Consider the following 24,336-nt stretch of genomic DNA (forward strand, 5'->3'; position numbering starts at 1 on the left):
ACCTACGTTTTGTTCAGTTTCGTCCCGCGTTCCTGAAAATCATGCTCGTTAAAAGCGTAAACGTTTGGCCTTGAAGAACCGGTTGGAAGTCCCTGTCCAAAAATTTCGAAGGCCATGGATGGCCTGAGAGAAGCGCACATGGATGTGCTCGTAGCGGTTTTTGGACAGGGACTTCCAACCGGTTCCTCCCCCAAAACCCAGACATCCACGAGGCGGGCTCCTCCAAGCTCAAACCACAATCAAAGCCGAGCCACCCCAAACGTATTAGGCCGCAACTGCCTTGTCTCAGCCTCCCGGCACACATCCAGAACCAGGGCCACCACCCGCCGTGTATCCCGCGGGTCGATCAGGCCGTCGTCCCACAACCGGGCCGTGCCGAACAGGGCGGTTGAGCCGTCCTCCAGCTTCTTGGCCGTGGCCTGCTCCAGAAAATCCAGCGTCTTCGGATCCGGCTCCATGCCGCCCCGGCGCTGCTTGTCCTCCGCCACGATGCGCATCACCTTGCCGGCCTGGGCCGGGCCCATGACGGCTGTGCGGCTGTTGGGCCAGGCAAAGATAAACCTCGGGTCCAGACCGCGACCGCACATGGCGTAGTTACCGGCACCATAGGAACCGCCGATCACAATGGCGATTTTGGGCACCCGGCAATTGGCTACCGCCTGAATCATTTTCGAGCCGTGTTTGATGATGCCGTTCTGCTCCGAGTGAGTGCCCACCATGAAACCGGTGGTGTTGTGCAGGAACAGCAACGGCGTGCCCGCCTGATCGCAGAGCTGGATAAATTGGGCCGCCTTGGCGGAACCGGCCGGGGTAATCGGGCCGTTGTTGCCGATGATGCCGACGGAATGACCTTCGATGCGGATGGTGCCGCAGACGGTCTGGTCGTCGAATTCGTTCTTGAAGTCCATGAACTTCGAGCCATCGGCAATGCGCGCCAGAATTTCGCGAACGTCATAGGGCTTCTTGGAGTCCGCCGGGATTACGCCCAGCAGTTCTTCCGCCGGGTATAGCGGGTCTTCCCACTGCCATTCTCGCTGCGGCGGCAACTGTTCGTTCCAGGGCAGGGCTTCCAGGATGTTTCTCGCCTGGCGGATGCCGTCGGCGTCGTCTTCGGCCAGGTATTCGGCGGTGCCGGCTACCTGGGCGTGCATTTCCGCACCGCCCAATTCTTCGTCGGTGGCCACTTCACCGGTAGCGGCTTTCAGCAACGGCGGGCCGGCGAGGAACATCTTGGCCTGGTCGCGTACGGCGATGACGTAATCAGACAGGCCCGGCTGATAAGCGCCGCCGGCGGTAGCGTTGCCATGGACCACGGTTACCTGGGGAATGCCGGCGGCGGACATGCGGGCCTGGTTGGCGAAGCCGCGGGCGCCGAGCACGAAAATGTCGGTGGCGTAATTCAGGTTGGCGCCGCCGCTTTCGGACAGGGACACCACCGGCAGTTTGTTCTCCATGGCGATTTGCTGCAGGCGCAGGGTTTTGTCCAGGCCGGCCGGGGTGATGGTGCCGCCCTTGATGGCGCTGTTGCTGGCGACGACCAGGCAGCGAATGCCGCTGACGGTGCCGATGCCGGCAATGATGCCGCCGCCGGACAGGCTGCCGTCTTTGTCATCGTGCATCTTGTAGCCGGCCAGGGAGCACAGTTCCAGAAACGGCGTGCCCCGGTCCAGTAACCGATTGATGCGATCCCGGGGCAGCAGTTTGCCCCGTTTGGTGAATTTTTCCCGAGCCGCTTCCGCCAGATCCAGAACCTTTTGTTCCACATCCCGGAAGGTGGTGATGTGGGCTTCCATGGCTTCGCTGTTAGAACGGAAGTCGTCCGACTGCGGGCTGACGGTGGATTCAATGGCCTGCATTGTTGTCTCCTCAGTCTTCGCCCAGCACTTTGGGGGTGGTGGCCCGGTGGAAGCCGTTGAATGGTTCGTTGTTCTTTGCTTTCGGGAACGGCCAAACCCGACCGCCCTGGGACGCAGCGCCGTCGATGCGCAGGCAATCGCCGCTGACAAAGGCCGCGCCGGGACTCAGCAGGAAGCAGATGGCAGCGCTGACTTCGGCCTCGGTGCCCATGCGCTTCAGGGGCACGTTATCGCCCAGGCTGCGAATCCACTGCTTCATGTGTTCCGGGTAGTTGTCCATGCCGCTGGAGGCAATCCAGCCCGGGGCGACAGCGTTCACACGCACCCCGGAAGTTCCCCATTCCACCGCGGCGGTCTGGGTGAAGTTCACCATGCCGGCACGGGCAGCGCCGGAGTGGCCCATACCGGGCATGCCGCCCCACATGTCCGCAACGATATTGACGATGGCGCCCCCGGTTTTGGACAGCGCCTGGGTGTAAGCCTCGCGGGCCATCAGGAAGCCGCCGGTGAGGTTGGTGCGTACCACGGTTTCCCAGCCTTTCTGGTTAATGCCGGCAAGCGGGGAAGGGAACTGGCCGCCGGCGTTGTTGACCACGCCATTGAGTCCGCCGTGTTCCTCAAGAATCTCGGCCATCGTGGCTTTAACGGACTCTTCCTCGCGGATGTCGCAGACGTGGGCGGTGGCGATCCCGCCGTCCTCGGTAATCTCGGCTTTCACCGCTTCAACCTTTTCGGCCTTACGGCCTACCAGCGCGACGCGGGCGCCAAGGGCGGCCAGCTCATGGGCGGTGCAGCGACCGATGCCGGAGCCACCGCCAGTCACGATAAAGGTCTGGCCCTTGAACAGGTCCGGGTGAAAGATGGATTGATAACTCATGAGCGTTGTCCTTTTTCCAGAACGGCCCGGGCAACGGGCACAGGGAATTCCAGTAATTGCTGGGCGAAGGCCTTGCCTTGAGGATCAATTCGCAGGCTGGCGACGCCACCGCCGCCAAGGCTGTGTTCCAGCAGGAAGTTGAAGGCATGGAAACCGGGCAGGGCCCAGCGGGTCACCTTGCCGGTTTCGGGATTCAGGGTATGGGCCATCCAGTCGGCCACGGCGGATTCGGTCAACGCTGCTTCGATAAAGGGCACGAAGTCCGGGTGGCGGGCAATCACGCCGATGTTGCTGTGGTCGCCTTTGTCACCGCTGCGGGCCCAGGCCAGGTCGATCAGCGGTACAGTGGTGTCGGTGTCCGGCAGATCAGGGAGTGCGGATGATTCGGTGAGCTGGGCCGGGTCGAAGCCGCCTTCGGTGCTGACGTTCACCGTGTGGTTGTCGCCAGCCAGATCAACCGTCACCGTCAGTTCGGATTTTGGCACCAGGCAGGAATACAGCCGGATCTTCGGCCACACCGTCGGGCGCCCCCCGACAATGCCGGTGATGCCGGGGGCCATGCCGGTGGCGGCCTGGGCAATCTCCCGGGAAAACAGCACCAGCGCTTCCTTTTTAGGGTGGGCGGTGCTGATTTTCACTACCACTTCGCGGCAATCCTGCCGTTGACCGTGGGCGCCATAGGTTGCTTCCGTACCCAGCAATTCAACGCTGGTTTCGGTGTAATCCGGCAGATCGCGTTCGCTGAACATGCGGGAGGTTTTGGTCAGAATGGCATCGGCGACAGTCCGCGCCTTGGCTTTTGCGTCAATGCCGGCGAGCAGGAAGGTCACCGTGCATTTGAAGCCATCCGGCCAGGTGCCCGATACCTTGTAGCTGTCTGTAGGCGGCAGCCCACGGGCGCCGCGTACCGTGACCTGATCGGTGCCGGTCTCGGTCAGTTCCACCCCGGTAAAGTCACAGGTCACATCCGGCAGCAGGTAGGCGCGGGGATCACCAATTTCATACACCAGCTGCTCGGCCACGGTGCCCCGGCTGACTTTGCCTCCGGTACCTTCAGGTTTGGTGATCAGGAAATCGCCATTGGCGCTGACTTCGGCAATGGGGAAGCCCATGTCGGCGTAACCGTCGGCCACTTCCTGCCAGTCGGTAAAGTTGCCGCCAGTGGACTGGGCTCCGCATTCAAGCAGGTGGCCGGCGAGGCTGCCCTGGGCGAGCTTGTCGTAGTCGCTCCAGCTCCAGCCAAATTCGTGCACCAGCGGTGCCAGTACCAGAGCGCTGTCCGCCACGCGTCCAGTGATCACAATGTCTGCACCCTGTTCCAGGGCCGCCACCAACCCGGGTGCGCCCAGATAGGCGTTGAGGCTGACCATCATCGGCGGCATGGGCTGGCCGGTGGTCATTTCGGTGATGCCGGTCTCCGCCAGCTGTTTCTTTTTCATCAGCAGGTCATCGCCCAGCACCAGCGCAATCTTCAGTTCCACGCCGGCTTTTTCGCACAACGCCTGCAGGGCATCGCGGCAGGCTACGGGATTGACGCCGCCGGCGTTGGCCAGCACCCGGATGCCTTTATCTTTGATATCACCCAGAAGTGGCGCCATGACCGTCTGGACGAAGTCCCGGGCATAGCCCTGGGAAGGATCTTTCATCTTCTGACCGGCCATGATGGACATGGTGATTTCGGCCAGGTAGTCCGCCACTAGGTAATCGATGTTGCCTTTTCGGACCAGTTGGGCCGCCGCAGTCTCGGTGTCGCCCCAGAAGGCGGCGGAGCAGCCGATGCGAACGGCTTTCGGGGAATCTGCCATGGTGTTTGCCTTGTTCTTTGTGGCCGTCCGGGTGGCGAGACCCGACGGGGTTCTCCAATGATAAAAATGACGATACCAAGCAAGCGCTTGGTTTGTAAACAGGAAAATTGCGGGTAGAATGACGAAATTGTTTCTGTAGCTGGAAAAGCCTGTGACCCAAGACGCCATCCTCCGCTCCCTGATTGCTGAAAACCTGGTTTCCGATCCTGCGGGTGCCCGCGGCCGGCTTTTGCGGGAGGCCGCCCGGCTGTTTCGGGACAAAGGCTATGAACGCACGACCGTGAGGGACCTGGCGGCAGCGGTTGGTATCCAGTCTGGCAGCCTGTTTCATCATTTCCGCACCAAAGAGGACATTCTCAAAGCGGTGATGGTGGAAACCATTCGTCTCAATACCGCGCTGATGCAGGCTGCCATGGAGGCAGAGAGAACCCATCGTGGCAAACTTCGCGCCCTTGTTCGTGCCGAGCTGGAGTCCATCAACGGCCAGACCGGCGAGGCCATGGCAGTACTGGTGTTTGAGTGGCGCAGCCTCTCCGAAGGGGCCCAGGCGGAGGTGCTGGAGCTCCGGGATATCTATGAACAGTTATGGCTCGATGTGCTTGGGGCGATGAACGGTGAGGGGCAATTGAAGGCCGATCCGTTTGTGGTGCGCCGGATGCTGACCGGCGCGCTAAGCTGGACGGTGACCTGGTATCGGCCGGATGGCGGCATGAGCCTGGATGGATTGACCGATCAGGTCGTTGCGATGATGGGGTTGGCGGAATAACAACGAACCGCTCGTCGGAGCTCTCTGCAGAACCCGCTACCGAATTTTCTGTGGCGCTTTCTGTAGAACTTTCAGCAGAACTTCCGTCGTTGGTACAAATGTACTCGAACAGGGTGTTTTCTGAACTCCTTGTTTTTTATCTAAATAATTTCATATTCTTTCTTTCACTGCGGGCCATTGGCCTGATCGGCATAACCAAATCGGCATTCGAGCCATTTTTGTCTGACAAGATTCACCGCATTCTTCATATCGATGAAGATACACGGGGTGGTAACGAGTCACCCGGGACTTATAAAAACAACGTAGAACACAGGGCGAATTATGATCTCTTCACTGGTTAAAACCCTTGGGCGCATGGTCGCCATGCGCAACAAGCTGATGGTTCTGGCCGCTCTGGCCTTCCTGGCCGGCTGCTCGGCGAACCCGATCTATTCCACCACAGGCGTGGTGCTCTCCAGTTACTCGGAAGGAGAAGCAACTCCTTACGTACTGCAGATGTCTGACCCGGAAATGGCCTGCGCCCTGGGTGAAGGCATTGATCCCTTGCTGTATTCGTTTTCCCGGGTCACGTCTGCACCGGACAGTACCGGTTCCCTGTTGATGCTGTTGGCGGGTAACTGTTCGGAATACCAGGCATGGGAAGCCGAGCTGGAATATCTGCGTGAGGATTACGCCGGCAATGTGCCTGCGGCGAAGGATGCTCGTGAGCGGGCGAAACGCCTGAACGCGGAAACCGCAAAGCGCCGTTACATCGCGTTCCAGCGTGCCATGGCCGCCTATGATTTTGATCCCGCTGCGGAAGAGCTGGAGTGTCCGTTCCTGTTTGAAGAGCAGGACGAACTGACATTCATGGTCGGACTTCTGACCGGTCTGCAGGCGATTGTCAATGACGCCAACTCCGGCGCCATGGCGGGTGTGCCCCGTAATATAGCGCCACAGGCTGAACGCGCTGCGACCTGTCTTGATAACGAGAAGTGGGGCGGTTTGCCGAATGCTATCCGTAGCCTGGTATGGCTGCTGCTGCCGGATACCCGCCCGGCGCTGTCCCCGGATCCCTGGCAAGTTCTGGAGAACAGTTCCGAGCTTTCCGTTCAGGCCGGCTTCCGCGTTTCAATGGCACTGGAAGCGGTGGCAGCGGAAACCTTTGGTAAGCCGGAAGTTCTGGAAGACCTGATCGCAAGGTTTGCAGAAGCGGATAACACCATCGTTGTCCGGGATGATTATCGGTTGTTGGATGAAGTCGCCCGCGACGTTATCCAGTTCTCTTCCGACAAACACTGGACAGCAGAGTACGGTTACCGCACACCGCGTCGCCATTTCGGGAAAATGAGCCCGGAGAGTGAAGAAGAAACTGAAACCATGGACCTGGATGACCTGCTGTAAGCAGGCATCCAACCTCTGCCAACGAAAACCCTTACAAACACAAGAATGACCCGGAGGTCAGTTATGATCCGCAAATCCCTTGCTGCCTTGTCACTCGTTGCTGCTGCACCGTTTGCTTCAGCCGAACCTATCAAGATGTGCGTGTTTGATGTCATCGGCGCCAACGGTGACATGTTCAACATGGTCAAGGATTACGCCCTTGAGATGAAAGCCCACGGTGTGGATTTTGAACTGCGCCCCTACACCGATGAGGGCGTCGCGGTAGGTGACTTCAACTCCGGCCAGTGTGATGCGGTTGCGGCCACGGATCTCCGTACCCGCCCATTCAACAGGTTCACTGGCAGCATCAGTGCTGTTGGCGCCATCCCGACTTACGGTGACTTGAAGACCACATTGGCAACCCTGGCCCAGCCGAAGGCCGCTTCACTGATGGAAAGCAACGGTTATGAAGTGCTGGGCATTGTGCCCGCCGGTGCCGGTTACCTGTTCGTGAATGATCGCAGTATCGATACTGCGGGCGAGTTAGCCGGTAAGCGCATGGCGACCCTGGATTACCAGAAAGACGCCATTCACATGGTTAACCACGTAAAAGCCACGGTAGTTCCCTCCGATATCACCAACTTCGCGGGCAAGTTCAACAACGGTTCTGTTGATACCGCATATGCACCCGCCTTCGCCTACGAGGCCCTGGAACTGTACAAGGGCATCGGGGAAGACGGCGGTATTGTCGATTACCCGCTGGCCCAGCTCACCATCCAGGTGATTGCCCGTGAAGGCATTCTGGACGACGAAACCGCCCAGAAGTCCCGGGAAGTGGCCTGGGGCATGTATGGTCAGGCCATGGATCTGATTCGCAGCCAGGAAGAAGCCATCCCCGAGGAGAAATGGATTCGCATCCCGGACAACGACATTCAGGGTTATCAGGAGATGTTCCGCGAAAACCGCCTTCAGCTTCGTGATGGTACCGAAGGTGCAGAAAAGGTTTACCATCCCAAGATGATGGGCCTGCTCAGCAAGATTCGCTGCTCCAGCAACCCGTCTGCGTCCGAATGCACCGCAAGCGATCGCGAATAATAAGATAACATCAAGGCTGATCCTTCATGAACTGGCAAGCGCTTTCGACAGCAGGTGCCAAGACCCTTTACCCCGTGCATCGTATGCACGGGGTAATACTCTTGCTGCTCCTGATCTTCACACTTCTTCTCGGCATGGGGAATTCCCTCCACTCCAGAATGCTCTGGGTGGGGGAACAGACCTGGCCGAACTACTATCTGCTTAATCCGGACGCGACCGAGCCCAGCTGCAACCTGCTGATGGATGTAGAGGCAGAGGTGCAGAAGCGACTTGATGCCTACGAGCCCGACCCGGATGATCTGTTCAGCTCTCCGCCGAACGAGGACTCGATCCGGCAGTCCCTGGAGCGAAACCTTGCGCTTTGCGAACAGAAGTACCTCATGTTCCAGGAGAACCAGAAGCACGCCACGGCCGCCCTGTCGGTGTTCAAGACCGTGGAGCAGGGGTTCGCCTCGTTCCTGCTGGATAATATTGAGCTGACCAAGTTTCTGTTTATTGCAATGTTTGCGATGGCCGCCGCGATTTCCGCGCTGGATGCCGATCACATTGCATTAAGGTTGCCTCGCAACCGGGCGGAATGGCGATTGAGTCAGGGTGTACAGCTGGCCGTTAACGGAATGATGGTTTTCTCCCTGCTTTCGTACGTCGGGAAGCTGGAGGGCTCGCCTGGATCGGAAGATAACATCGTGCTTCAGCATGCCTGGGCTGCTGTATTCGGGCTGTTCATGGTGATCAACCTGACACGCTTTATCAATATTCCGGAGCGAATGAAGGCGGGTAACCTGAGTGCGTCCTCTGGTCTGGTGCTGCCGCTCTATTGCGCGATGGGCCTGATCGCCATGAGCTACTTCTTCTTCGTGGACGGGTATTCTTCGGGTCTTGCCATCTACTTCGGGATGATGACCAACCTGTCGTCCATGTTCATCAACATCGGTCTGTACGTGTTGGTCGGTATGGCTCTGAAGCAGACGCGCATACCGGAACTGTTGCTGAACATCATCAAACCGTTCCATCTGCCTGCGCCCATGCTGGCGTCTGTGATGATCTTTGCCACGGCATTCCCCACAGCGTTCACCGGGGCGTCCGGTATCTTCATCCTCGCTGTCGGTGGTGTGGTCTACGATGAACTGCGACGCGCCGGCGCCGGTCGTCAGTTGTCTCTGGCAACGACTGCCATGTCAGGAAGCCTGGGTGTGGTGTTGAATCCTTGTCTGCTGATTGTTGTGGTCGCTGCCCTGAACAAGGAAGTCACAACGACCGAGATGTATGGCTGGGGCTTCTGGGTGTTCATGATGTCAGCCACGCTGTTCTCCATCATTGTGTGTAAGACCCAGGGCAACTGGAAACCACGCCCTGCGCCGGGCGCCTTCCGTGAAGCGCTGATGGAACTTCGGCCTCTGGTCCCGTATGCAGCCGTCGCTGTCAGTGTGATTCTGGCCATCTGGATTATTCTGGGACTGGGCTTTAACGAGTACAGTGCCCCGATGATCATGCCGCTGGTGATCCTGGCTCTGGTCTATCTGGACGCCGGCAAGGACAGCCGGAATGATGGAGAAAGTCGATCCCAGGCGTTCTGGAGCCGCAGCACCGCAGCGGCCAGTGATGCAGCGGTTCATATCGGTGCGCTGTTGGCGCTGATTGGTTTCTCTATTTGCCTGGGGGGGATTCTGGAGCGGTCTGACATTGTTCACGCCCTGTTCCCGGAAGACCTCACAAGTCCGTGGATAGCCATGCTGGTGATTGTGATCATGCTTACCGTCATTGGTATGGTGATGGACCCATTCGGCGCGGTCGTCCTGGTGTCGGCAACCATTGCTCAGCCAGCCATTCAGTTGGGTATTGATCCTCTGCATTTCTGGATTGTCTGCCTGGTGGCATTCGAGCTGGGTTACCTCAGCCCGCCGGTAGCGCTGAACCATCTGCTGACCCGTCAGGTGGTCGGTGAAACTGAAGTGTTGGCTGCGGAGCGTACCGGTTCTTTCTGGCACCGTTACGAGCGCCTGTTGCTGCCCCTGGCGGTAATGGTGCCGACGTTGCTGGTTACAGCCTTCATCCCGATGTTGTTCTACGCTCTGTAGAACGAAGGCCGGGTAACACGCCAGAAACCGCCGGTGGGGTAACCTGCTGGCGGTTTTTTTGCATCCGGGTATCGTTCGGGAACGTAATGGCAACAGAAATCGTCAGATAATGGGCAATACTGTGTTGTATGCTTTAAGACGAAACACGTATTAATGACAGGAGTCCGGTGGGTGCAGATGGTAAAGCGGGGGTGGTGTACAGGAGGGGTGGCAGCCTTTGCAGTGCTGCTGTCCGGATGCGGCGGTGGTGGCGGTGGCGGTTCCTCCGATGGGCCGGTGCCGGATTTGTCCGGGGTGATTGCCATGGAAAGTCGCACAAGGACTGACCTGGATACTGCGGACGACATCCGCCTCGGTTTGAATGGGAGTAATGATTCCCTGAACGACGCTCAGGCACTTCCCGGCACGGCAGTCGCAGGTGGTTATCTCAGTGCTTCATCCGGGCGCTATGACACCGGGACACAGGATGTTTTCGAGTATTTTCAGGAGCCAGTTGATGTGTACTCAGCCAAGCTGGCTCCCGGAGACCGGATCAGTATTCAGATTTTTGAGTCGCCGGAAAGCTTTTTCCCTTTCGGACCACAGTCTCCTCAACCGTCGTTGAAAGTGATCAGCGCCGATCAAACTTCGGAGACCGACCTGCTCATCGGGCAATCCAATGTTCTTGGCGCTGAATTCGAAGAAGGCACTTATTTCCTGGAAGTGAGCACATCCGGAGGAGATCCCTTCCGCTATGTGCTGACGCTGGCCAGCGAAGGTGCGACGAGCGTCATGAACACCCGCTATACCGAACCGGATTTTCTACTGGACGAGGCTATTGTAACCTTTAAGCCATCGTCAATGTCCCAGGCTGATGCCGGATCGGTGGTCCGGGCAATGTCGGTCAGTCAGGCCCATAGCCTGAGAGGCAATTCCTGGCGGGTTCGCCGCAATAGTGGCACTCCGGTATCTGCATTCTCGGGGCAGTCTTCCGAGCAATTGAGGGAGGACACTGTTACATGGATTCAGGCACTTCGACGACGTCCCGATGTGGCGACAGCGGAGCCGAATTACCTGTACCGGGCGCAACAGATCCAGCCGGGTGATGATCCGCTGTATTCGCGCCAATGGAACTACCCGCTGATTAACCTGCCATTGGCGTGGCAGGTTGCTCCGGACGGCGGGGCGGGTGTCGGTATCGCGGTAATGGACACTGGCTTGTTCCGCAACACGCCAGCCGCAACCGGAGCCTGGCATCCCGATCTTTCGGCCAACGTGCTCACCTTGCCAGGCCAGATCATGGACTATGTGTCCTCGGAGCTGGATATCGATAGCCGGTTTGGCGACCCGGTTGGTCGCGACACCAATCCCGCCGACCCCGGCGATGGCAAGTCCCAGAGCAGCAACTTTCATGGCACCCATGTGGCCGGTGTTGCCGGTGGTGCCGACAACGAGAGTGGAGGGATTGGCGTGGCCCCGAACTCCGACATCCTGCCGGTGAGGGTGCTGGGTGAAGGGGGCGTCGGAAATTCCGCCGATCTGATCGCCGCCATTAACTGGGCGGCTGGCCGTGATGAGATTGACGTCATCAACCTGAGCCTTGGGGGCCTTGGCCCAAGCCAGAGTCTCGAGGATGCCATTGACCGGGCCTGGAATAACGGTACCGGCAAGCTGGTGGTAGCGGCGGCGGGCAATCAGGGGACAGATGAAGCCACCTACCCAGCGGCGTTTGCCAACGTTGTGGGCGTCGGGGCTGTGGATGGGGCAGGCGTGCGATCGTCCTATTCCAACATCGGCCCTTCCGTTGATCTGGTAGCACCGGGCGGGGATGCAAGCCGCGATGCCAATCAGGATGAAGTTGCAGACCTCATTATCAGTACGTGGGGAAGTGACGACGGAGGCATCTTTGTGCCCCGATACGCGGGCCTTCAGGGTACCTCTATGGCCGCTCCGCACGTTTCAGGTGTCTATGCCTTGATGAAATCTGTTCGCCCCAGCATGACACCGGACGACTTTTTTAACTGGCTGGCGACCGGCCAGCTCACCAGTGAGCCTCCCAACCGCACGGAATACGGGGCCGGTATGATCGACGCCCTAAAGGCGATGGATGCCGCGCAAGACGGCACAACCACCACTATACTGGCAGCCTCTCCTTCAGTGTTGCAGTTTAATGGGGTGGTCAATCAACAGGAGTTCTCACTGGCAAAATACCCGTCAACTGCAAGTGTAAACGTGACAAGTGTTTCGGATGACTCTTCATGGATAGAGAGTGTCAGTCTCGCAACCGGGCAGGTAGATACCTCGGCATCTGTTCGTGTTACCGTCGATACTGCTGGACTGAATGAGTCTGAGACCTATCGGGCTGAGATCACCATTGCCTATGACAGTCCTGACGAGCCCACGGCAAGTCCCCTGGCCATCCCGGTCACCCTGCAGTTTGGCGGTTCCCCGGATGATCTGGACGCAGGGCGCCACTATGTCCTGCTTGTCAGCACCGATGACGACCGGGAAACCATTGCGCAGACGGTCGTTAACGCTGCGGAAGGCCGGTACCGGTTTGCATTCGACGAGGTGGCGCCCGGTGAGTACTTCCTGGTGGCGGGCACCGACATGGACAACAACGGGTTGATCTGCGAAAACGGCGAGGCATGCGCTGAATACCCGGTCAACGGCCTGCCTGAAAAAATTGTCATTGGCGGTGAGCCCTTATCCGGTGTCACACTGAACACCAGTTTCAGGCGCCCCACCATTGCTGCCATGGGCATGCCCAGGTACGGGTTTGAGGGATACCGCCTGAAAGCAGAATCGGGTAACCAGGACGAGCCCGTACGCCAGGTGGAGACAGATCGTTGAAGTTACGTTATGCCAGAGTTGGTTTCGTGGTAAGCGTCCTGCTGTTTGCGGGGTGTGCCGCTACTGTCAGCCGTTCTGAAACATCAGAAGGGGCGCCCCTGGCTCGACAGGTGACCCAGTCCGACCATTGCGGATTGACCGCGCCCGGGGTCGTCTATGTGGAACGAGACGACCAGCTTGAGCGGTTATCCCGTTTGCCTGCCCAGAATCTGGCGCTGGATGCCCTGGCCAATGTGGACTTTGAGCGCGAGCATCTGGTGCTGGTTGGATTGGGGCAGAAACCGACGGGCGGTTACGGGGTTACCCTTGATTCGTCTACCATCAACGATGGTGTCCTGGAACTCGCGGTTAACGTCCGGCAGCCTTCCGCTGGAGCCATGGTGACCCAGGCACTGACAACGCCTTGTGCGGTTATCGCCGTCACCCCGAATGCCTGGGACCGGTTGCAGGTGTCTGGCACGGGAATGGAAACGTTGACCCGCAAACGTTAGTTCCCCGTCTCCCCTGACGATGCTGCCCGGAGTATGCCTGTGCCCGGTTTGTCATCGGGGCACAAAACAACCGTTGATCTTTCTCCGTGAATCCCTAAGCTATGGGCCAGTTTGATAACAAATCCGCGGAGTCTCTTCCTGCCTATGAGCCAGCAACAGTATAACGCCGACGCTATTGAAGTCCTGAGTGGTCTGGATCCCGTCCGCAAGCGCCCGGGAATGTACACCGACACCAGTCGTCCTAACCATCTGGCGCAGGAAGTGATCGACAACAGTGTGGACGAGGCGCTGGCCGGCCATGCCCGACGGATCGATGTGGTGCTGTACGCCGATGGCTCCCTGAGCGTCGAGGATGACGGTCGTGGCATGCCGGTGGATCTCCACAAGGAAGAGGGGTTGTCGGGGGTTGAGCTGATCCTCACGCGGCTGCATGCTGGCGGCAAGTTTTCCCAGGGCAATTACAACTTTTCCGGTGGTTTGCATGGGGTAGGGGTGTCCGTGGTGAATGCCCTCTCTACCCACCTGGAAGTGACGATCAAACGTGGCGGTCAATTACACCGTATGAGCTTTGCCAACGGTGACAAGGCCTCCGAGCTGGAAGTCATTGATACTGTCGGCAAGCGCAACACCGGCACGCGCCTCAAGTTCACTCCGGATTCCAGCTATTTCGACAGCCCCAACTTCTCGGTCAGTCGCCTGCGTCATAACCTCAGGGCCAAGGCGGTGTTGTGCCCGGGTCTGACGGTGACGTTCGTACAGGAAAAGACCGGCGAGAAAGACGAATGGTGTTATGAGGAAGGGCTGCGGGACTATCTGCGCACCGCCCTTGCGGACATCGAAGCGGTTCCGCTGGAGCCGTTTACCGGCAGTTTTTCCGGTAACAAGGAAGCCGTGGATTGGGCGATCCAGTGGTTGCCGGAAGGTGGCGAAGCCGTGATGGAAAGCTACGTGAATCTGATTCCGACGGCTCAGGGTGGTACCCATGTTAATGGGCTGCGCACCGGCCTGCTGGAAGCCATGCGGGAGTTCTGTGAGTTCCGCAATATGCTGCCCCGTGGCGTCAAACTGTCTCCGGAGGATATCTGGGAGCGTTGCGCCTATGTGTTGTCATTCAAGATGCAGGAGCCGCAATTCTCCGGGCAGACCAAGGAGCGCCTGTCTTCCCGGGAAGCGGCGGCGTTCATTTCCGGGGTGGTCAAGGATGCTTTCAGCCTGTGGCTGAACCAGCATACCGATGTGGCTGAGATCCTCGCCGAGCTGTTTATCAATAACGCCCAGCGTCGCCTGCGGGCTTCGAAAAAGGTTGCCCGTAAAAAAGTGACTTCGGGTCCGGCCTTGCCGGGCAAGCTCGCGGATTGCTCCGGCAGTGATACCAACCGGTCCGAGCTGTTCCTGGTTGAGGGTGATTCCGCCGGTGGTTCCGCCAAGCAGGCCCGTGACCGGGAATTCCAGGCGGTGATGCCGCTGCGGGGTAAAATCCTCAATACCTGGGAAGTGGATTCGGGGGAAATTCTGGCGTCCCAGGAAGTCCATGACATTGCCGTGGCTATCGGCGTGGACCCCAGTTCCGATGACCTGGCGGGCCTGCGGTACAACAAGATCTGCATCCTTGCCGACGCGGATTCCGACGGGCTGCATATCGCGACCTTGCTGTGCGCCCTGTTCGTCAAACACTTCCGCCCGCTGGTAACCGCGGGGCACGTGTTTGTGGCCATGCCTCCGCTGTACCGGGTGGATCTGGGCAAGGAGACTTTCTATGCCCTGGACGAGCACGAGAAGCAGGGCATCCTCGACCGGCTGGCGGCGGAGAACCGTCGTGGCAAAATCTCGGTCACCCGCTTCAAGGGGCTGGGTGAGATGAACCCGCTCCAGCTCAGGGAAACCACCATGGCGCCGGACACTCGCCGTCTGGTGATGCTCACCATTGAAGAGGGTGACGATACCGACTCCCGCATGGATATGCTGCTGGGCAAGAAGCGCGCGTCGGACAGGCGTTCCTGGCTGGAAACCTACGGCAACATGGCGGACATTGCGGTCTGATATTTCTAATAGTGCTTTAAACAGCATCCTTTATTCTTTCTAAGTCTTCCATAAAGCCGTTATCCTGCCCCCTTTAACTTTGGGAAGCAGGATCTATGGACTGGCAGGGCTGGTTTGCGTTGAGCCTGGCAGGCGTGGCGCTGGTGCTCATGAGTGTGGGACGGTTCGGCCCCCATCTGGTGATGATGGGGGTGCTCGTCGTACTGAGTGCCAGTGGTGTGGTAACAGCCGACCAGGCCCTGGCAGGGTTCAGTAACAGCGGCCTTATTACGGTGGTTGCCATGTTTGTGGTGGCCGCCGGCATTCATCATTCCGGCGGTGTGGACCTGGTGGTGCATTACCTTCTGCGTTCCCCCAAAAGCGTCCGCTCCGCGCAGGCGCGCATCGCATTGCCGGTATCCCTTCTCAGCGGCTTCCTCAACAACACGCCGGTTGTGGCTACCATGATCCCGGCGGTTCACGCCTGGTCCCGCAAGATTGGCATCTCCCCATCCAAGCTGATGATTCCGCTGAGTTATTCGGCGATTCTCGGCGGCACCCTGACACTCATCGGCACCAGCACCAACCTGGTGGTGAACGGCCAGTACCAGCAACTGACCGGGGAAGAGGGCTTCTCGATTTTCTCCATCACCGCCGTCGGCCTGCCGGTAGCGGTGATTGGTGTGGCAGTGATGCTTGTGGTATTGCCCCGCGTGCTGCCGGATCGCAAGGACCAGCAGAAGTTTGGTTCCATGCGGGAGTTTACCCTGGAGGTAGCGGTGGCCTTCGACGGGCCCCTGGTGGGCAAGAGTGTCGGCGAGGCGGGCCTGCGGGAGCTGGAGCGGTTGTACCTGGTCGAAATCGAGCGTGATGGCAGCGTGGTGACCGCCGTGCCGTCCGAGGAGCGGCTTCAGGGCGGGGACCGGCTGGTGTTCGCCGGGGATACCCAGGCGATTTCAGACCTGTTGCGGATCAACGGTATTGTGCCCTCGGTACACGATGACGAGCCGAGCCTGAGCAAGGATCGGGCAGAGCGTCGTCTGGTGGAAGCGGCGCTGTCACCGCAGTCCGAGGTGCTGGGCCTGACCATCCGTGACGCCCGCTTCCGTGACCGTTACGGTGCGGTGGTGCTGGCGGTTGCCCGGGGCGGTGAGCGGGTATCGGGGAATCTGGGCAACATCCGCCTGAAACCCGGAGACGTCCTGTTGCTTGAAGCCCGTCCGGCCTTTGTGACCCGGCAGCGCTACAACAAGGACTTCCTGCTGATCAATGACCTTGAAACCGAGACCCCAAGGCATGACCGGGCCTGGCTGTCCTGGGGCATCCTGCTGGTGCTGGTCGGATCTGCGGCCTTTGGCGTGTTGAGTATGTTGAATGCCGCCCTGATGGGCGCCGCCCTGATGATTCTCAGCGGTTGCTGTTCTGTTGGCCAGGCCCAGAAAGCGGTGGACGTTCCGGTGGTGCTGACCATTGCGGCAGCTTTCGCCCTGGGCGCAGCACTGGAACAGACCGGAGCGGCCGGATATATGGCCGAGGGTATCCTCGGGCTGAGCAATGGCCATCCCTTGCTGACCATCTTTCTGGTGTATTTCACCGTGTCGGTGCTGACCGAGGTTATTACCAATAACGCGGCAGCGGTTCTGGTGATTCCGGTGGTCCTGTCGATGACCGGAGTACTTGGCGTTCCCGCAGAACCGTTTGTGATTGCTGTGATGATGGCAGCGTCGGCCAGTTTTGCCACGCCCCTAGGGTATCAGACCAACATGATGGTGTTCGGCCCCGGTGGCTACCGTTTTATGGATTTTGTGAAAGTTGGGCTGCCAATGAACGTGTTTATCGGTCTGCTGACCGTTGCGGTTATTGGCCTGGTTTACGGCATCAGCCCGATTGGCTGATGCCCCGGGTTGAATTGGCGATCAGGTCGCAGCACAGTACCCTCAACTCCCCCCGGTAGTAATAGCCCAGGGACAGCGTGACGCACATATAGGCACCCGTGATGCAGAGATAGGGGGTGGTGGCCTGGAGATTCTCCGGGCGCGCCAGGGCCTGCCGCAAATACTGCTGGCGATACCAGTCCGCACTGGTGGTGCTTTCCAGCGGGCGGAACCGTGGATCCAGGCTGCGTGCCGTGGTTTCAGATATCAGGGTGTCCTCGATCTGGACGCCCTTGTCATCCACCAGGTAGCACCGGGAAACGGCTGGGTGTTCAAGCAGCCGCAGGCAGGCTTGTTGCATTCCGACACCCTCGTTCAGCCTGGCGATGGCCTCGCGGAAGTCGTCGGAGAAGTAGTGAATCAACTGGTGGGTAGGGTCACTGGTGACCAGGCTCTGGCTTTTGTACTCGCTGAGCAGTCGGTCAATGTCCGCTGCTCTGGTCGAAATCTCCTCCAGCAGAATGCTGGGCCTCCTGAAGTAGTAACCCTGAACAAAATCCACGCCGGCATCAATGGCCATCAGGGCCTGATCCCTTGTCTCCACGCCCTCCAGCAGTACCAGGCAGCCGGACTGGTGCAAAAGGGAAACAATGCCGTTGAGGATTTGACGCGCCTTGTTGTCCTCGGTGGCCCGTGTCAGCAGTTTGCGATCCAGTTTCACGATGTCCGGAGACAGGTTCCAGATGCGCTCAAAGTTTGAATGGCCAGCGCCAAAGTCATCAATGGCAGTGAGGCAACCGAGCTTCTTGTAGTACGCCACCGTTTCCCGGAGCCTGTCGGCATCGTCCGTCGGCTGTTCCACAATTTCAATGACGATGCGGTGCGGGGGGAGGCCGGTTTTTTTCAATAACTGCCCGAAGAAGGAATCAGCCTGGGTGCCGCTGGTGACCACCTGTGGTGATACGTTCAGGAACAGCCAGTTCAACTGGTCATGGAAGCCGGTGTAGTTGCGGATATGGAGATATCGGCAGAGCCTGTCGAGCAACAGATTCTCGGCGTTGGACGTGGGTAGCTGGAACAGGTGTATCGGCAATACGGCGGCGTTGTCCGTATCGAAGGCCCGGATCAGGGCTTCATAACCCACCACCCGTTTATGGGAAATACTGTAAATAGGCTGCAGCGCGGTTTTCAGGGTCAGCCCCTGATAGTCCGCTGTCCATGAATCACCTTCCTTGTTGAGCATGGGGGACAGCAAATCTACATCCGGCGCTGCCAGCTTTTCAGGAAGGGATCGCGACATAGGCTGTACTGAATCTATAGACGAATGCATCGGTCGCTATACATAAGCTGACCGAACTGTAAATACAGATTACAGGTGCCTGGTCACAAACTGAAAGATTGGCCCTGTGATGATGGGAAGGTTGCCAAAAACACCGTGGTTTTGCCACTGATTAATGGAAAAAACGGCAAATTGGGCCTGATCAGGCATTTTGTCATACTGGGAAAGGGGGAGGATCCGGCGGCCACGGGGGCCGCCAAGGGATCAGTTATTGCTCGGGACAACGACGCTTTCGTCGAATTCAAGTTCCATGTTCATGCCTCTTGTTCAGTAAGTCACCCAGCAGGTACGCCAGGGGGGTTAAGTATGTATGGAGTCTATCTTAGTTCAGGTTATCAACAATCCGTAAAACCCGTATCAGACCAAAGGCATAGTCCCGGTTGCCCAGTAATGGCGTCCCGTCAGGCTGATTAGGGGCGATCGGAAACTTTGGGCCGGCTTCTCGGTCAGAAAATCTGACGTTGGTGTGCAAAACATTTGGGTTGGCTTTAAAGCGGCTGCTTCTTAGACTGTGCGCAGGAATTTCGATCCATCAGGGAGTGGGGTATATCCAGATCATGCAAGTCCGTAATTCGTCCAGCCAGTTTGGCGTTGTCAGTATTATTGTCCATTGGCTGGTGGCCCTTGCCGTGTTCGGGCTGTTTGGACTGGGCTATAACATGGTTGGTCTGTCCTACTACGATGAGTGGTATCGCCTGGCGCCGGATATTCATCGTAGCATCGGTATCCTCCTGTTTATGGTCGTCCTTTTCCGGGTGGTCTGGCGGTTTGCCAACCCTGCTCCCAGGCCCTTGCCGACCCATACCCGTTGGGAAGTAATTTCTGCTCACCTCGTCCATATGCTGCTCTATATCCTGTTGTTTGTCGCCATGGTGAGCGGTTATCTCATCTCTACCGCGGACGGATCATCTATCAGAGTGTTCAACTGGTTCAAAGTGCCATCCATGACCGGGCAGATAAAGGGCATGGAGGATGTGGCCGGAGATATTCATTACTGGAGTACCTGGGCCATCGTTATTATTGCGGCCCTACACGCCGTGGCTGCGGTCAAGCACCATATTCTGGACAAGGACAATACCTTGCGTCGCATGTTGGGTGTTGGCCGCTAACGGCTGACCCCGGAATCCAGGTCATCGTTGCCCGCGTCGGGCTTTTTCACAAAGGAGAACATTATGAGAAAACTATTGCTGGCTTCGGCAGTATCCATGTCCATGGTTGCGGGTGTTCAGGCGTCTGAGCACAGTGGGACCTATGCCTTTGATACCGAGGGGAATCACCAGTTCGTAACGTTCAAGATCTCACACCTTGGCTACAGCTGGCTGTATGGCCGCTTTAACGATTTTGACGGGCAGTTTGTCTTTGATGCCGAGAACCCCGAAAACAGCTCGGTCGAGGTAACCATTGACCCGTCCAGCGTGGATTCCAATCACGCGGAGCGTGACAAGCACCTGCGCAGCGAGGACTTCCTCTATGTGGATGAGTATCCGCAGGCCACCTTTAAGAGCAAGCGCGTGGTTATGGATGATGATGGCAATGAGGCCGATATTATCGGTGACCTGACCCTGCGCGGCGTGACAAAGGAAATTACCCTGGATGCGGAACTGCTGGGCCATGGTGAAGACCCCTGGGGCGGCTATCGCATGGGCTTTGAGGCTGAAACCGAGCTGAAGCTGTCCGATTTCGGTATTCCCATGGATCTTGGCAAAGTTTCTGAAACGGTTGAAATCGAAATTTCGGTGGAAGGTATTCGTCAGTAATAGTGGTATCTGCGAGGGCTGGCGTTGCGTCAGCCCGCGTTCCTTTCCTCCCCGCAGCGGCACAGGTGGCGCTGCCTCCAGAACTGGGCAACAAAGATAACCAACCAGATCAACAGCCCTGCCCACAGATAGGGCTCCGCCATGTGAAGCGTGCCGCTGATGGCAAACTCGACCAGTAACATCAGTGCCAGGGCGAGCACCGCATTGACCATGGCGGTCACCATGGCCTGCCCACAGGCTTTCATATTCGGTTTCATAGTGTTCCGCTTGCTCAAAGGTGAAAACGGTCATCTACTCACTGCAGGCGAGCATACGGCCACCATTACATAGTCTCCATGCGGGAATTCCGCTATTGGAAACCGGCGTTCATACCTTCCCGATCCTGTGGCCGTGGATATATTGCGTTGTGGTTGTTGGTGTATCGCTGCCCGCGTCCATATAATGTGCCCTCAAACTCGAACCGGACAGATCCGGTCAAGGGCAGACGCAGTCAGTAGAATTCACAACAGGTAAAAGAGGCATCCATGCCAGAGTTCCAGACAACGGATGAAGGCTTTGAGCGGGTTTCACTGAGGGACTACACGGAAAAGGCCTATCTCGACTATTCCATGTACGTCATTCTTGATCGTGCGCTTCCAAACGTCGGGGACGGGCTCAAACCGGTTCAGCGGCGAATCGTGTACGCCATGTCCGAGCTCGGTCTCAAATCCACCTCCAAGTATAAAAAGTCTGCCCGCACCGTGGGTGATGTGCTGGGTAAATTCCATCCCCACGGCGACAGCGCCTGTTATGAGGCGATGGTGTTGATGGCCCAGCCATTCTCCTACCGTTACCCGTTGGTGGATGGTCAGGGCAACTGGGGTTCCCCGGATGACCCCAAGTCCTTCGCCGCCATGCGTTACACCGAATCCCGCCTGGCGCCGTTTGCTGATGTCCTGCTGAGTGAGCTGGGGCAGGGCACAGTTGACTGGGTGCCCAACTTCGACGGCACCATGGAAGAACCCTCGGTGCTGCCGGCGCGGCTGCCTCATGTGTTGCTTAACGGCACCACCGGGATTGCGGTGGGTATGGCCACCGACATCCCGCCCCACAACGTCAGGGAAGTGACAGCGGCCTGTATTCGCTTGCTGGATCAGCCCGAGTCCACGGTTGATGACCTGTGTGAACACGTCAAGGGGCCGGATTTCCCGACCGAGGCCGAGATCATTACCCCGAGAAAAGACATCCGCCAGATGTACGAGACCGGTCGCGGCTCCTTGCGGATGCGGGCCCGCTGGATCCGCGAAAGCGGTGAGATCGTGGTGACCGATCTGCCGCACCATGTGTCCGGGTCGCGGGTGCTGGAACAGATTGCCCAGCAGATGCAGACGAAAAAACTGCCCATGGTGGCGGACCTGCGGGATGAATCGGACCATGAAAACCCGACTCGCCTGGTGATTGTACCGCGCTCCAACCGGGTTGACCTGGAAGGGCTGATGGCCCACCTGTTCGCCAGCACCGACCTGGAAAAAACCTACCGGGTAAACATCAATGTCATCGGCAACGACGGCCGTCCAGCGGTCAAGGGCCTGAGGACCATGCTGACGGAGTGGCTGAGTTTCCGCCGCACCACGGTCACCCGTCGCCTCCAGCATCGCCTCGACAAGGTTCTGGCACGATTGCACCTCCTTGAAGGCCTGTTGATTGCTTACCTGAACATCGACGAAGTCATTGAAATTATCCGCACCGAAGACAAGCCCAAGGCCGAGTTGATGTCCCGGTTCGGGCTGTCGGCGGAGCAGGCGGAAGCCATTCTCGAACTGAAACTGCGGCATTTGGCCAAGCTCGAGGAAATGAAAATCCGCGGTGAGCAGGACGAGCTGTCCGCGGAACGGGATGAACTGCAGGCTATCCTGGGATCCGAGGATCGTCTGCGTGAACTGATCAAGGCCGAGTTGCAGGCGGATGCTGAAACCTATGGGGATGACCGGCGGTCGCCCATTGTCGAGCGTGAGGAGGCGAAAGCCTTCAGCGAGGTCGACCTGGTTTCCAATGACCCGGTCACTGTGGTGCTTTCCGAAAAAGGCTGGGTACGGGCTGCCAAGGGGCACGACATTGAGCCGGAGGGGCTGAACTACAAATCCGGTGACCGGTTTGCCATGGCGGCCAAGGGCCGACAGAACCAACAGGCGTTGTTCCTGGACTCCACCGGGCGGGCCTATGCCCTGATGGCTCACAGCCTGCCTTCCGCTCGCGGCCAGGGTGAACCCCTGACCGGGCGCATCAACCCGCCATCCGGGGCGACCTTTTCTGGCCTGCTGATGGGCGATCCGGCCCGCAAGGTCCTGCTGGTCACCGACGGAGGTTACGGGTTTGTGACCTCCCTGGAAGACATGATCAGCAAGAACCGCAATGGCAAGGCGGTGGTTACGGTACCCAAGGGTGCGAAGATCATGCCTCCGGTGGTGGTGCCCGCGACCGACAAGCCACTGTTCCTCGGTGCGATTTCCAATGAAGGGCGGATGCTGGTCTTCCCGCTGAACGAACTGCCGGAACTCGCCAAGGGCAAGGGTAACAAGATCATCAGTATTCCATCGGCGAGGGTGCAGAACCGTGAGGAGTACGTCGTTGCGGTGGCGGTGTTCGCGGAGGATGATAATCTCGAGATCCGGGCCGGAAAGCGCAAGATGGGGTTGCAGTTCAGCGATCTCGAGCATTACTTCGGTGAGCGCGGCCGCCGTGGCCACAAATTACCACGGGGTTTGCAGCGGGTGGATGGCATTGAAGTAACGTCGGCCGATGGCAATGGCGTGGAAGAGGAGTTCTCCGACAGTGAGTGAGCTGGTCCTGATTAATGTCTCCGGGCGTGACAAGCCCGGTCTCACCTCGGAAATCACCGGGATTATGGGGCAGTATGATGTCCGTATCCTGGATATCGGCCAGGCGGTGATCCACGATCATCTCACCTGGGGGATTCTCATCGAGATTCCCGATGCCTCCAAGTCGTCCCCGGTTATTCGTGATCTGTTGTTCCGCCTGCACGCCCTGGACCTGCAGGTGCGTTTCGCGCCGATCACGGAGGAGGACTACCAGACCTGGGCGGCGGCCAGGAACCGGGCCTGCTACATCGTTACGTTGCTGTCCCGGGATATCAAGGCTGAGCAGATTGCCCGGGTATCGGCCATCACCGCGCGGCATGGCCTGAACATTGACAATATCACCCGCCTGTCGGCGCGGCCTTCCCTGAATCCAACCGAGAACCGGATTGCCTGCGTGGAATTCTCCGTGCGGGGAACACCGTCGGACCTGGAGCAGCTGCGGGCAGACTTCCTGCATATTGCCGGTGAAATGAATGTGGATATCGCGTTCCAGGAGGATTCGATTTTCCGCCGCAACCGGCGTCTGGTGGTGTTCGATATGGACTCCACACTGATTGAGGCCGAGGTCATTGACGAGCTGGCCCTTGAAGCCGGCGTCGGCGATCAGGTGGCGGAGATCACAGAACGCGCGATGCAGGGTGAGCTGGACTTCAGTCAGAGTTTTGCCGAGCGCCTGGCGTTGCTCAAGGGATTGGACGAATCTGTGCTTGAGGGCATTGCCAGCCGCCTGCGGCTGACCGAGGGCGCGGAGCACCTGATCAGTCGTCTCAAGTCCCTGGGCTATCGCACCGCAATCCTGTCTGGCGGCTTCACCTACTTTGCCCGTCATTTGCAGAGCAAACTGGGTATCGATTATATCTACGCCAATGAGCTGGAAATCGAGAACGGCAAAGTGACCGGTCGTGTGTCCGGTCAGATCGTCGACGGTAAGCGCAAGGCTGAACTGCTGCAGGAGATTGCCGAGCGGGAGCACATTTCCCGTGAGCAGGTGATCGCCGTGGGTGATGGCGCCAACGATCTGCCCATGCTCAGTCAGGCCGGCCTGGGCGTGGCCTTCCGCGCCAAACCCCTGGTCAAGGAGTCGGCCCGGCATTCCATTTCCACCTTGGGACTGGACGCTATCCTCTATCTGATCGGGTACCGGGAAAGCGAAGACCAGTAACGATCCGCAATGGGTGGGTTTCCACCCATTGCGGATTCCTGCCTGGGTGGGTATCCACCCAGTACTCCCCGAAAAAATTTAAAAAAACAAATAATATCAATGTGATAGATAATTGGCTTGGCGGTTGCTTTGAATGGTTGACCGGGGTCCTGCTCGACTCCGGAA

General features: G+C 58.4%; 17 protein-coding genes. 12 read left to right on the forward strand and 5 right to left on the reverse strand.

Annotated features, from left to right (window positions below):
- Positions 1-239 precede the first annotated feature (239 nt).
- The 3 genes from ACJO5Y_RS16680 to ACJO5Y_RS16690 are packed head-to-tail and all read right to left on the reverse strand — an operon-like array spanning position 240 to position 4,538.
- Positions 240-1,856, reverse strand: coding sequence for an acyl-CoA carboxylase subunit beta (locus ACJO5Y_RS16680; RefSeq protein WP_406988798.1), 1,617 nt, complete (start codon positions 1,854-1,856; stop codon positions 240-242).
- 10 nt (positions 1,857-1,866) lie between these two features.
- On the reverse strand, positions 1,867-2,733 hold the full coding sequence (locus ACJO5Y_RS16685; RefSeq protein ID WP_406988800.1) for an SDR family oxidoreductase: 867 nt from the start codon (positions 2,731-2,733) through the stop codon (positions 1,867-1,869).
- A complete protein-coding gene (locus tag ACJO5Y_RS16690; RefSeq protein WP_406988801.1) occupies positions 2,730-4,538 on the reverse strand; it encodes an acyclic terpene utilization AtuA family protein in 1,809 nt (602 codons plus the stop codon). Before ACJO5Y_RS16690 ends, ACJO5Y_RS16685 begins: the two co-directional genes overlap by 4 nt.
- A gap of 151 nt (positions 4,539-4,689) precedes the next feature.
- Here ACJO5Y_RS16690 and ACJO5Y_RS16695 point away from each other — a divergent pair, with 151 nt between their 5' ends.
- The 8 genes from ACJO5Y_RS16695 to ACJO5Y_RS16730 all read left to right on the forward strand — a co-directional run bounded on the left by ACJO5Y_RS16695 (position 4,690) and on the right by ACJO5Y_RS16730 (position 17,076).
- A complete protein-coding gene (locus tag ACJO5Y_RS16695; protein WP_406988802.1) occupies positions 4,690-5,304 on the forward strand; it encodes a TetR/AcrR family transcriptional regulator in 615 nt (204 codons plus the stop codon).
- 321 nt (positions 5,305-5,625) lie between these two features.
- Positions 5,626-6,687: a hypothetical protein gene (locus tag ACJO5Y_RS16700; RefSeq protein WP_406988803.1), complete on the forward strand. Its 1,062-nt coding sequence runs from the start codon at positions 5,626-5,628 to the stop codon at positions 6,685-6,687.
- Between the two features lie 63 nt (positions 6,688-6,750).
- Positions 6,751-7,761 carry a putative solute-binding protein gene (locus ACJO5Y_RS16705; RefSeq protein WP_406988804.1) on the forward strand — a complete coding sequence of 337 codons (1,011 nt, stop codon included), beginning with the start codon at positions 6,751-6,753 and terminating at the stop codon, positions 7,759-7,761.
- A 26-nt stretch (positions 7,762-7,787) separates the two neighbouring features.
- Positions 7,788-9,839 (forward strand): TRAP transporter large permease subunit, encoded by a 2,052-nt coding sequence (locus ACJO5Y_RS16710; RefSeq protein ID WP_406988806.1) that lies wholly within the window; start codon positions 7,788-7,790, stop codon positions 9,837-9,839.
- Positions 9,840-10,016: 177 nt separating this feature from the next.
- Positions 10,017-12,671: a S8 family peptidase gene (locus ACJO5Y_RS16715; protein ID WP_406988837.1), complete on the forward strand. Its 2,655-nt coding sequence runs from the start codon at positions 10,017-10,019 to the stop codon at positions 12,669-12,671.
- Positions 12,668-13,162: a protease complex subunit PrcB family protein gene (locus tag ACJO5Y_RS16720; protein ID WP_406988808.1), complete on the forward strand. Its 495-nt coding sequence runs from the start codon at positions 12,668-12,670 to the stop codon at positions 13,160-13,162. The genes ACJO5Y_RS16715 and ACJO5Y_RS16720 overlap by 4 nt, the downstream gene beginning before the upstream one ends.
- 144 nt (positions 13,163-13,306) lie before the next feature.
- Positions 13,307-15,202, forward strand: coding sequence for a DNA topoisomerase IV subunit B (parE, locus tag ACJO5Y_RS16725; RefSeq protein WP_406988809.1), 1,896 nt, complete (start codon positions 13,307-13,309; stop codon positions 15,200-15,202).
- A gap of 95 nt (positions 15,203-15,297) precedes the next feature.
- A complete protein-coding gene (locus ACJO5Y_RS16730; protein WP_406988811.1) occupies positions 15,298-17,076 on the forward strand; it encodes an SLC13 family permease in 1,779 nt (592 codons plus the stop codon).
- Here the strand turns inward: ACJO5Y_RS16730 and ACJO5Y_RS16735 are convergent.
- Positions 17,060-18,355, reverse strand: a complete 1,296-nt coding sequence (locus ACJO5Y_RS16735) for an EAL domain-containing protein (RefSeq protein WP_406988812.1) — start codon at positions 18,353-18,355, stop codon at positions 17,060-17,062. The genes ACJO5Y_RS16730 and ACJO5Y_RS16735 overlap by 17 nt on opposite strands.
- 596 nt (positions 18,356-18,951) lie before the next feature.
- On the opposite strand from ACJO5Y_RS16735, the gene ACJO5Y_RS16740 reads away from it, so the two are divergent.
- Positions 18,952-19,503 carry a cytochrome b gene (locus tag ACJO5Y_RS16740; RefSeq protein ID WP_406988813.1) on the forward strand — a complete coding sequence of 184 codons (552 nt, stop codon included), beginning with the start codon at positions 18,952-18,954 and terminating at the stop codon, positions 19,501-19,503.
- Positions 19,504-19,566: 63 nt separating this feature from the next.
- Complete coding sequence (locus ACJO5Y_RS16745) at positions 19,567-20,151, forward strand: YceI family protein (protein WP_406988814.1); 585 nt, start codon at positions 19,567-19,569, stop codon at positions 20,149-20,151.
- 29 nt (positions 20,152-20,180) lie between these two features.
- Here the strand turns inward: ACJO5Y_RS16745 and ACJO5Y_RS16750 are convergent, their stop codons facing one another.
- Positions 20,181-20,408 carry a hypothetical protein gene (locus ACJO5Y_RS16750; RefSeq protein WP_406988815.1) on the reverse strand — a complete coding sequence of 76 codons (228 nt, stop codon included), beginning with the start codon at positions 20,406-20,408 and terminating at the stop codon, positions 20,181-20,183.
- A 267-nt stretch (positions 20,409-20,675) separates the two neighbouring features.
- Here ACJO5Y_RS16750 and parC point away from each other — a divergent pair, with 267 nt between their 5' ends.
- Positions 20,676-22,970: a DNA topoisomerase IV subunit A gene (gene parC, locus ACJO5Y_RS16755; RefSeq protein ID WP_406988817.1), complete on the forward strand. Its 2,295-nt coding sequence runs from the start codon at positions 20,676-20,678 to the stop codon at positions 22,968-22,970.
- Positions 22,963-24,171: a phosphoserine phosphatase SerB gene (serB, locus tag ACJO5Y_RS16760; protein WP_406988818.1), complete on the forward strand. Its 1,209-nt coding sequence runs from the start codon at positions 22,963-22,965 to the stop codon at positions 24,169-24,171. The genes parC and serB overlap by 8 nt, the downstream gene beginning before the upstream one ends.
- Positions 24,172-24,336 lie beyond the last annotated feature (165 nt).

This window comes from Marinobacter alkalisoli, from assembly GCF_045449855.1.
Classification (GTDB): domain Bacteria; phylum Pseudomonadota; class Gammaproteobacteria; order Pseudomonadales; family Oleiphilaceae; genus Marinobacter.